Raw genomic sequence first — 9,737 nt, forward strand, 5'->3', positions numbered from 1 at the left:
GTCGTATAAGATGTATTATGTTAAATTCATCACAGCCTTTTTACGCCAGATACTTCTCCAGGCAAAAAATGGATTTTTGTGCGGCAAATGAATTGCCAAAACTTGCTGAATTGGATTTTGGCGCATAAAATCCCCGACAGATTGTTGTATGTAATGGAGTCTGATTGGGAGCAAGGAATCTTTTGCCAATGCCTCGCCAAATTCTGGTCACCAGCGCTTTACCCTATGCCAATGGCGCCATCCATTTGGGCCATCTGGTGGAATATATTCAAACCGACATCTGGGTACGCTTTCAAAAATCACAGGGTCATGACTGTCTCTATTTTTGTGCGGATGATACCCATGGTACGCCGATAATGATTCGGGCACGCAACGAAGGTATCACCCCCGAAGAGCTGGTGGCACGCATACACCGTGAGCATGTTGCTGATTTTCAGGATTTTTTGATTGGCTTTGACAACTATCACTCCACCCATTCCGCAGAAAACCGCCAATTGGCTGAGGAGATTTATAACAATCTGCAGCAGGCCGGGCATATAGCCGTAGAAACGGTGCATCAAGCTTATTGTAACCATGATGCCATGTTTTTGCCGGATCGCTTCATCCGTGGCACCTGTCCCAAGTGTGCCGCTGTGGACCAATATGGTGACTCCTGCGAACACTGTTCGGCCACCTACTCTCCCCTGGAGCTGCGCGACGCTTTTTGTGCCTTGTGCGGCGAACATCCGGTCGCCAAATCTTCCGAACATCTTTTTTTCCAGTTGGGCCATTTTGAGAGTTTTCTCAAAGAGTGGACCCGTTCCGGTGCTCTGCAGGCGGAAATGGCCAATAAGCTGGAAGAGTGGTTTGCCAGCGGCCTGAAAAACTGGGACATCTCCCGCGATGGCCCCTATTTTGGTTTTGCCATACCGGGACAAAGCAATAAATTTTTTTATGTCTGGTTGGATGCCCCCATCGGCTATATGGCCTCCACCCTCAACTATTGCCAACGTACCGGCCGATCCTTTGCCGAATATTGGCATCCCGATAGCCAGGCCGAGGTATATCATTTTATTGGCAAGGATATACTCTATTTTCATACCCTGTTCTGGCCGGCCATGCTCAAAGGTGCTGGTTATCGTACCCCGACTGCCGTTTTTGCCCACGGTTTTCTTACCGTCAACGGCCAGAAAATGTCCAAATCCCGCGGCACCTTTCTCAATGCCCGCACCTATTTACAGCATCTGGATCCCGAATATCTGCGCTATTATTATGCGTGCAAATTGAGCAATCGGGTGGATGATCTGGATTTGAATTTGGATGACTTTGTGCAACGGGTCAATGCCGATATGGTCGGCAAAGTGGTCAATCTGGCCTCGCGTACCGCCGGTTTTCTGCATAAATCCTTTTCTGGGCAGCTTTGTGCCGACTATCCTGAGGATGGTGGCCTCTATCACGCCTTTGTGCAGACGGGTGATGAGATTGCCCAATATTATGAAAACCGTGAATATGCCAAAGCGATGCGTGCCATCATGGCTCTGGCAGATCAGGCCAATCGTTATATCGAAGAGCATGCCCCCTGGAATCTGGCCAAACAGGGTGAAATGGATGCCCTGCAGGCGGTCTGTTCGGTGGCCATCAATCTGTTTCGGGTGTTAATGACCTATCTGGCCCCGGTTTTGCCACAGTTGGCAAACAAAACCTGTAACTTGCTCAATCTTGCCAATCTGCACTGGCAAAGTTGTCGGCAACCTTTGTGTGGGACCACCATTCAACCCTTCAGCCATTTACTGGCGCGCATCGATAGCAAACAGATTGATGCTCTGTTGGCAGCCGCTCGTCCTCAGGAACCCACCAAAGAGCAACAAAAAGCGGCTGCTGTTGTGGTTGCTCCCCCTCCTCCTCAACCGCTCCCCTCCTCTGCAGCAACCTTGCCGACCATCAACCTGGACCATTTTGCACAAGTGGATCTGCGTGTTGCCCGGATTGTGCAGGCCGAACTGGTAGCCGGAGCGGATAAACTTTTAAAACTCACCTTGGATTTGGGCAGCTTAGGCAGTCGAACGGTTTTTGCCGGCATCCGTGCCGCCTATACCCCCGAATCCTTGTCAGGGCGTTTGACGGTGGTGGTCGCCAACCTGGCACCGCGAAAAATGAAATTCGGTCTTTCGGAAGGAATGGTGTTGGCCGCCAGTCATCCCAATGACCCCGATAAAAGTGCTCTCTATTTGCTTTCTCCCGATTCGGGAGCGGAACCCGGCATGCGTATTCAGTAACCTTGCTCTATTTTATCATAAAGGACGACCATGGCAGCTCAATCAAAAATTATCTTGCTGACCGATTCCGTCATCATCGACCGGATGATTATCAGTGGTCTCGACAAAGAGACCTGTGACATTCTGGCCGTTTATACCAAAGACGCCGACTTTTTTGATCGCATTGTCGAGTTTGAGCCGGATCTGGTATTTATCAAAGCCGAATTGAGCAATACCTTGGGTGTGGAGATGTGTGATCGACTGCGTCACCATGAGGTGACCAAACAGGTCAAGATCATCTTTCTCTCCTCCAACCCCAATATGCGCGAACAGGCTTTGCACCGCAAAGTGAATCGTTTTCTGTCGCTGCCATTCACCCCTCAGGATGTCAAACTGGCGGTGGAGATGGTGCTGACACGCAAACCGATTGTTCTCTATACCGACGACAGCGATATGATGCACCATTTGGTGGTTCCTCCGTTGAGAGAGGAAGGCTATGAGGTTTGGGAAGCCTGGGATGGTCGGGAAGCAGTGGAGTTGTTGGATAATGTGGGTGGCAAGGTGGATTTGATCTTGTCGGATGTAGAGATGCCCAACATGACCGGACACCAGTTGTGTCGCAATGTCCGCTCCTCTTTTCCCTATGATATTCCTTTCATTTTGCTCACCTCTTTGGATACCGAAGAGGCGGTGATGCAGGGCTTTGAGGCCGGAGCCGATGATTATCTGCTCAAACCGGTGGTGATGCCGGAGTTGTTGGCTCGGGTCAGTCGCTGGTTGAGTGATCGCAGCCGAGGTTCGCAACGAGTGGTGCGTCCTGAACGCATTTTGGTGGTGGAAGATGCCCAATCCATTCGCACGATGAGTGTAAAAGCTCTTTCCACACAAGGCTTTCAAGTGGATGAAGCCGAAGATGGCATGGCGGCATTGACCATGTTGAAACAGCAGGAATATGACCTGCTGGTGACTGACTTTGAGATGCCACGCATGGATGGTTTGGAGTTGTGTCAAAAGTTGCGGCAGGGAGAAGCGGGTCGCAACGATCTGCCGATTGTCTTTGCCACCAGTCGCACCTCAAAAACCGATACAGTCAAAATGCGTTCGATTGGTGTTCAGGCGGTGATTGCCAAACCGTTTGGGCCGGATCGTGTGGCTGCAGAGGTGGAACGGGTGTTGGCTGAGGTTTCGATGCAGCGGCAGCGGCAAATGATTCAGCACTTTTTCCCGGAACAGCTTTTGGCTTCTACTGCGGGTCAGCAGTTATTGGGTAATGCGGGACAAAATCCGGATTTTGCCGACGATCAATCGCGAACGGTGCTGGCTTTGCGTTTGGTCAATTTTGCAGCTTTGGCCAAACATATGAAATCATTGGAGATGGTCAAGCAGGTCAACCAATATCTTTCCACGGTGGAAAAGGTGTTGGAAAGTTATGATCTGCCTGTGGAGCATGTGTTGGGAGATCGTCTCTATGTTTCGTTAAGCGGCTTGGAGGCCGGAACCCAGCGTGCGGTGAGTGTAGCGGGCAGCATTCTGGAAGCGATTGAAAAGCTCAACAAGCAAGCAGGTTTGATGCTGAAGGTGGGGATAGGATTGCATGTAGGGCATGTGATCCTTGGCAATGTGGGCATCAAGGGAATGGGGCGGCAGTTGACTTTGCTTGGAGAGGGCATGCAGGTGGCACGGGCCATTTGCAACTCTGCGAGTGATGGAGGGCTCTATCTTTCGGCGGCCGCTTTGAAACAGGTAGTGGGTGCAGAGGCCAAAGAGATTGGCTCGGTGGCCGTACAAGAGCGCGGTGAGTCGGTGGTGGTTTCGCGTATCCAAAAATTTCCTGAGCATTGATGCTTTTGCTGAACATTTCCTGGCCGGTAGACTAGCAGACTCCATTCAGGATGCCGGAGAGAGAGATCAACTCTTCCGGCATCCAGGAATAGTAATGAACAGAGTAACTATTCCGGTTCGTGTCGGCTTGCCAGCGCTGCCCCCATGGGGATACTGTGCGGATTGGCGCAAAAAAGCGCGCCAATCCGCACAGCTTGCTTCCATTGGGCGCGCCGCGCCGACGCAAAAAGCGCGTCGGCTTGTTGTAAAAGGCGCGCCAAAGACAAAAGATTAAAAACAAAATCCCAGGGATTCCCTCCCTGGACCCGGCCAGGGAGGTGCCCTCCCTGGACCCGCAGTTGTTTTATGTGGTGAATAGTTACTGAACAGATTTGCTTGTGCTGTGATGTTCCCCCCCTCCTTTTTTTCTCCTGTTTATGTGGTACGTTGCAAATGTTGACCATTCATGACAGTTATCAGCTTACCTACCGAGTGGGTGGTGGTGATTCGGCCAAGATATTGCGTTTGGCTGAAGGTGATGATTTTCCGGATGTATTGGCGACTTCGCGCATGGTAGCGTTGATGGAGCTGGCGGCAGCACGGTTAATGCGTCCCCTACTCTCTGCGGATACCCTTTCGGTTGGGGTCGCCATTGAGGTCACCCATTCGGCACCCACTTTGATTGGTCAAGAGGTTACGGCAAAAGCAATTTATTTGGGCCAGGAGGGAAGGTTGTTTTTGTTTCAGGTAGAGCTGCATGATGGCGGTGGGCAGGCAGGTATAGGCACACACAAGCGAGCAATTGTGCAGACCGAGCGTTTGCTGGGCGGTGCTGAGAAGAGGAAAGCCGGTTAAATATTTGCATCACTATCAACCATCTCAAGCAATTGCTGATTAAACAATGAGCGATTAATTAATCAGTAGTTGTTTTTGATGCGCAACAGTTACACCCACTTTTTAGAATATGGTTTTGACAGCCTATGACACATCCATTTCTGTCTCCAGAACAGGCCACCGTTTTGATCACCGGATGTTCATCGGGGATTGGTCGTTGTGTAGCGGAGTTGTTACAGGCTCGAGGCTATCGGGTATTTGCCACGGCGCGTCGGCAAGAGGATGTTGTTGCTTTGCAGGAGCAGGGTTTTTTGGCCTATCGCCTTGATTTAAGCGATGAGAGTTCAATTGAAGAGGCGGTAGAGTGGGTTTTGCAGCAGAGTGGTGGTCAGCTTTATGCGTTGTTCAACAATGGCGCATATGGTTTGCCGGGAGCGGTAGAGGATATATCGCTTGCGGCGCTGCGGGCACAATTTGAGACCAATCTGTTTGGCACCCATGCTCTTACATGTCGGGTGATACCGATCATGCGTCGGCAAGGTTATGGCCGGATTATTCAAAACAGCTCCATTTTAGGCTTTGTGGCGTTGAAATATCGTGGTGCCTATATTGCCAGCAAATATGCTTTGGAGGGTTTAAGTGACACCTTGCGTTTGGAGTTGCAGGGTAGTGGTATTCATGTGGCATTGATTGAACCGGGCCCGGTGATCAGCCGTTTTCGCGAAAATGCGGCAGCGGCATTTGAGCGTTGGGTAGCGGAGGTGCCGAGTGTGCATGCGTTGGCTTATCAAGGGTTACAGGCTGCCCGCTTGTCTGGCAAGCGCACCACTTTTTCTGTGACACCGGAAGCAGTCTATAAGCGGGTGCTGCATGTTTTGGAGAGTAAGCGCCCGCGTGAGCGTTATCCGGTGACCTTTCCCACCTATCTGTTTGCTTTCTTGAAACGGCTATTGCCGACCGGCTGGATGGATCGCATTTTAGCTTCCAAAATGATGTAATCGGCTTGGTCTTTCAGTATGGACCGCCGAGCGTTAGTCTACATCATGTAGTTTCATTAATTATTGCGAAAAATACACCTTTTCTGACACTTCCCAGTCACCAGTGGAAAAAGTGTCCGGTAGTAAATATTTTTTTACACTCCAGTTGGTTATCGAAATGTCAGGTCAGTGAAAGATGCTCAATGATCCTTTCAGCAATTATCTCATCACTCTCCAGCCAATTGAAAGCAAACGACTCATCCTCCTGGCGAAACTTTCCGATGCGCAAATCAAACACATGATAGTCTATGGTCATTTGCTTTGGATAAACAACGCACAATCGACAGCTTGATGAGGATATAATATGCGACAACCCACTTAAAGCAAGTATTACAATACCAATTTCATTAGCAATAGGGACTGCTTCACCCATGGTAAAACTCAACTCTATTGTCCCAGGAATAAGAGGAACGCACCCATTCGCTGTATCACACAATACATCGTATCCCAATTCAGTCAGTTTGCGTGCAAGATGTTCCCAAATACCTTCTCGTGTAGGAATCGATTTTGCGTGCGGCGAAATCATAATTCTTTTCTTTGTCTTTTCGTATTTTTGTAATTTATTCATTGCGCTTGAAAAATAATATTCTGGAATATCCGGCTTGTCTGGCGCTATTTCCATCGGCAACCCCAGCACATATTTTAAATATTCAATTGTTTGTAGTTTACCTGCTAAAATCAAGCGAAACGGATCCAGTATTCCACTTGATTTTGGAATAATATGATTTGCCTTTAAAGGTGATATAGTTCCTACAACACACTCTCTACTACATTTTGCACTCTGGTTTTTGTCAACAAAAATAGGCCTCAAAAACTCAGAAAACTGTGAAAACATGGAAGGAATTTCTTTACCGATAAAATATATGATAAAAATCGATTGATGTCTTGTACAATAACTATCCCAAAACCTGCCAAGCAAAGAAATAAATTGATAAAAATCACCATTTGGCATAGGAGCAACAAAAATCCAATCTCCACTCTTATAACCTTCACACAGACGCAACACTTCACCTCCGATAGGAGGGTCCGGTGGTGACACAGAGCATCCATGTATAGCACACATTCTATGCACCAAATATGTAATTGCTCCATGAGGAAGCGAAATGTTATCGAACAGTTTCTCTTCTATATATGTTGGATGAACGCCATTTTTTATTTCTATTTCTACATGTTTAATCACAATAAAGATATTATTAACCACAGCAAAGTTATGTTTTTTCTCGTGTACACATACATGTACAATCTCAGCTTCGGATTGATTATAGAACAAATATAGAATTTGTTCCATCAGTGCTATAACATACTCAACTCTCATTGCTTTTATCCAATCAACTCACATATCAAACATCAACATTACAAACAATTGGTTATATAAATAATTACATGTTATAAACATATGAAGCTTTCGTTTATTATTTGACAAGCGCCCAGATAACCTACAGATGCTCATCAAACTGCACCTTCCATTGCGCCATACCAACGTCGCGTTGTGGGTTAACGGCAATCGCTGTCTGCAAACCACTTGGCTTGCTGTCATTAATTAATATTCTCTCACCAACCGGCAACGCAAACATCGCGTAATCAAAACGTAATCCATGGTGCGAGAGCGCTGCAAGAGTGGCAGCTTTTTGTTCTTCAGTGCGCGCACTGAGCAACATAATGACATCCTGATCGGGAATCTGCTTCCAAAAATCCAGTACACCAGGCAACAACTCATCCTCCCCTTGCAAATGACCGTTATGACGAAACAGTGTACCGTCAATGTCAATCAACCAAGTATGCGCCAAGGTACTGAGTTGAATGGTGGTCATAGGTGGGCTATCCCCGTTTCCAACCAGTACAGTCCAAAATGAAAAGCTCCGATCATCGAATCAATATCATCCTTGACATATCCAGAAAGAGAAAGCCAAATCAATCCATGCAAAATATCAATCCGCGCCATTTCTTCTCCAAAACGTTCGGCAAAAATCTGTTGCGCCTCTTTGGCAAAAAGCGGCTCATTCATCAAGACCTCTGCAGTTTGATCATCCACATAAAGCTTAAACTTGCGGCGGTTGAACAAATCATATCCGCCAACAGCCGAATAATAGACTTTGGCAAAATCATACCAAGGATCCCCCATGATGCCAGGTTTTGCAAAATAACCACGAGGATCAATAAACCAAACCCGCAATCTATTATCGATCAAAGTATTGGAGAAAGTGGCATCACCATGAATAGGCACAAAACGATCAGTTTGCAGCTTTGATAAAATCTGGGTAAACAATCCGGCATGACGAGACACAAATGGATTACGGCACTTTTTACCATTAACGATGATGGTATCTTGTTTGCGGGCAGCAATAATTGGCTCAATACTCTGTACTCTTTGGATGGTTTTCTGGAGGTATACCTCCTGCAAATCATCAGAATCAGCAGGCTTGCTCATGGTTTGATGCAGAGAATCCAAAGCATCCAGGTAGTCAGTCAATACCGACCGACGCTCTCTGGCAGTAAGATCATCCATCTGCCAAGCATGTGCTCCATGGATTTTCTCCATAATCAATGGCGATTCACTGTAAATCTTCGGAATACGCTGAAATCCTAGTTCCCTGGCCTTTTGGTACCATGCCACCTCTTTTTGGTGCAACTCAACAAAACGGTCATCAACCACCGTTTTGACGACCCGATCATCCATCATTTCAACTTTGTTAAAAAAACGGCAGAAACCTGCACGATCATTATTTTGTTCAATAACAGCAAACTCCCCCAACTCCTCAAGCGTATCACAACGCAACAACGCATAATCGGAGCAAGTAGCTGCAAACCATCTGACAAATTCTCCACTCTCTGGAGGACAAGGCAGCAGTTTAGCTTGCGGAAAATAGAAGAGTCCAGCCACACCATTCTGGCCGGAAGGAATCTCTTGCAAACCCTGTTCGGGCGTAGCTGACCATCGGCAGGTGAAAGCGGAAGTGGTAAAGAGCACCGGACAAGTTTCTGTAGGCCAATTGGGAATGCTGCCAATAATCAGATCGGCCCACACCAACAATAGCGGACGTTCTGGATCAAGCTGGGAAACTGCATCGGCAATGCCTGCCATGGTTCCCTTGCCGCGTGCACGCAAAAAATGGCAATCAACCGCTGGCGGATTGATCTGGTGATAGGTGACCAACTGATCAAAGGCATAATCCCCGATGACCCAAAATCGTGCCTGCGGAAACCGATCAAAGAGGTGATTGAGCAATGTTTTGCCATGGACAGAAACCAAGCATTTGGGCTTGTTCCAGGTATGATGGCGCAAACGACTGCCACGCCCACCCGCTTGAACAATAACTTGCAGTGATTCAGGATTCATGACACCCTCTTCGATAAGGAAAAGCTCTGATACGGAAAAACAAGTGTAACTATGAGTCCCATGAAGAAAGCTCGATTCGAGCAAAGGCCTCTTTTCCAGCTTGGGTATGAGGTGTTGCCGAACAGGGGTAGGGAAGTGTTACCCCCCCCGGTAGCGATAGGTAGGGCTTCACAGCCTTTTCCACTCTCCAAACCAGACGTGCGACTTTCACCACATCCGGCTTTCCAGCTTGACTTCGACATCCGACGGGATGCCTCGATACTCATCTGAATCAGACCCATGGTCACCCACACACAACTCCCCAGTTGGCGGCCTCCGTACACCAACGGGCAATAGTATTCAAAAACCAACAACGTATCAAGTGCGAAAAACACCACAGGAAACTTTCGGTACCACTCTACTTGAGCGTGGACTGGTCTAAACCAGTTGATTATTGTAATTTATAAAGCTACTCTACTGCGCGAGCCACTCAAC

7 protein-coding genes are annotated in these 9,737 nt (G+C 47.8%); 4 read left to right on the forward strand and 3 right to left on the reverse strand.

Annotated features, from left to right (window positions below; all coding sequences use genetic code 11):
* Positions 1 to 188 precede the first annotated feature (188 nt).
* The 4 genes from metG to EJP87_RS10610 all read left to right on the forward strand — a co-directional run bounded on the left by metG (position 189) and on the right by EJP87_RS10610 (position 5,887).
* Entirely contained in the window at positions 189 to 2,255 is a 2,067-nt protein-coding gene (gene metG, locus EJP87_RS10595; RefSeq protein ID WP_130471845.1) for a methionine--tRNA ligase, read from the forward strand.
* Between the two features lie 30 nt (positions 2,256 to 2,285).
* On the forward strand, positions 2,286 to 4,076 hold the full coding sequence (locus EJP87_RS10600) for an adenylate/guanylate cyclase domain-containing response regulator (protein ID WP_130471846.1): 1,791 nt from the start codon (positions 2,286 to 2,288) through the stop codon (positions 4,074 to 4,076).
* 432 nt (positions 4,077 to 4,508) lie between these two features.
* A complete protein-coding gene (locus tag EJP87_RS10605; RefSeq protein WP_130471847.1) occupies positions 4,509 to 4,910 on the forward strand; it encodes a thioesterase family protein in 402 nt (133 codons plus the stop codon).
* A gap of 125 nt (positions 4,911 to 5,035) precedes the next feature.
* Positions 5,036 to 5,887: an SDR family oxidoreductase gene (locus EJP87_RS10610; protein ID WP_130471848.1), complete on the forward strand. Its 852-nt coding sequence runs from the start codon at positions 5,036 to 5,038 to the stop codon at positions 5,885 to 5,887.
* 160 nt (positions 5,888 to 6,047) lie between these two features.
* Here the strand turns inward: EJP87_RS10610 and EJP87_RS10615 are convergent, their stop codons facing one another.
* The 3 genes from EJP87_RS10615 to EJP87_RS10625 all read right to left on the reverse strand — a co-directional run bounded on the left by EJP87_RS10615 (position 6,048) and on the right by EJP87_RS10625 (position 9,263).
* Positions 6,048 to 7,241, reverse strand: coding sequence for a hypothetical protein (locus EJP87_RS10615; protein ID WP_130471849.1), 1,194 nt, complete (start codon positions 7,239 to 7,241; stop codon positions 6,048 to 6,050).
* 121 nt (positions 7,242 to 7,362) lie between these two features.
* The gene (locus EJP87_RS10620) at positions 7,363 to 7,737 is read right to left on the reverse strand and encodes an HAD family hydrolase (RefSeq protein WP_130471850.1); all 375 of its coding nucleotides are present in this window, start codon (positions 7,735 to 7,737) and stop codon (positions 7,363 to 7,365) included.
* A complete protein-coding gene (locus tag EJP87_RS10625; RefSeq protein WP_130471851.1) occupies positions 7,734 to 9,263 on the reverse strand; it encodes an NTP transferase domain-containing protein in 1,530 nt (509 codons plus the stop codon). The genes EJP87_RS10620 and EJP87_RS10625 overlap by 4 nt, the downstream gene beginning before the upstream one ends.
* Positions 9,264 to 9,737 lie beyond the last annotated feature (474 nt).

It is taken from the genome of Candidatus Magnetaquicoccus inordinatus, assembly GCF_004217665.1.
GTDB classification, from domain to species: Bacteria; Pseudomonadota; Magnetococcia; order Magnetococcales; family Magnetaquicoccaceae; genus Magnetaquicoccus; species Magnetaquicoccus inordinatus.

Bases quoted from the DNA above. Each gene is read 5' to 3' on its own strand.
- metG (WP_130471845.1), top strand. From the start codon at position 189: ATGCCTCGCCAAATTCTGGTCACCAGCGCTTTACCCTATGCCAATGGC.
- EJP87_RS10600 (WP_130471846.1), top strand. From the start codon at position 2,286: ATGGCAGCTCAATCAAAAATTATCTTGCTGACCGATTCCGTCATCATC.
- EJP87_RS10605 (WP_130471847.1), top strand. From the start codon at position 4,509: ATGTTGACCATTCATGACAGTTATCAGCTTACCTACCGAGTGGGTGGT.
- EJP87_RS10610 (WP_130471848.1), top strand. From the start codon at position 5,036: ATGACACATCCATTTCTGTCTCCAGAACAGGCCACCGTTTTGATCACC.
- EJP87_RS10615 (WP_130471849.1), bottom strand. From the start codon at position 7,241: ATGAGAGTTGAGTATGTTATAGCACTGATGGAACAAATTCTATATTTG.
- EJP87_RS10620 (WP_130471850.1), bottom strand. From the start codon at position 7,737: ATGACCACCATTCAACTCAGTACCTTGGCGCATACTTGGTTGATTGAC.
- EJP87_RS10625 (WP_130471851.1), bottom strand. From the start codon at position 9,263: ATGAATCCTGAATCACTGCAAGTTATTGTTCAAGCGGGTGGGCGTGGC.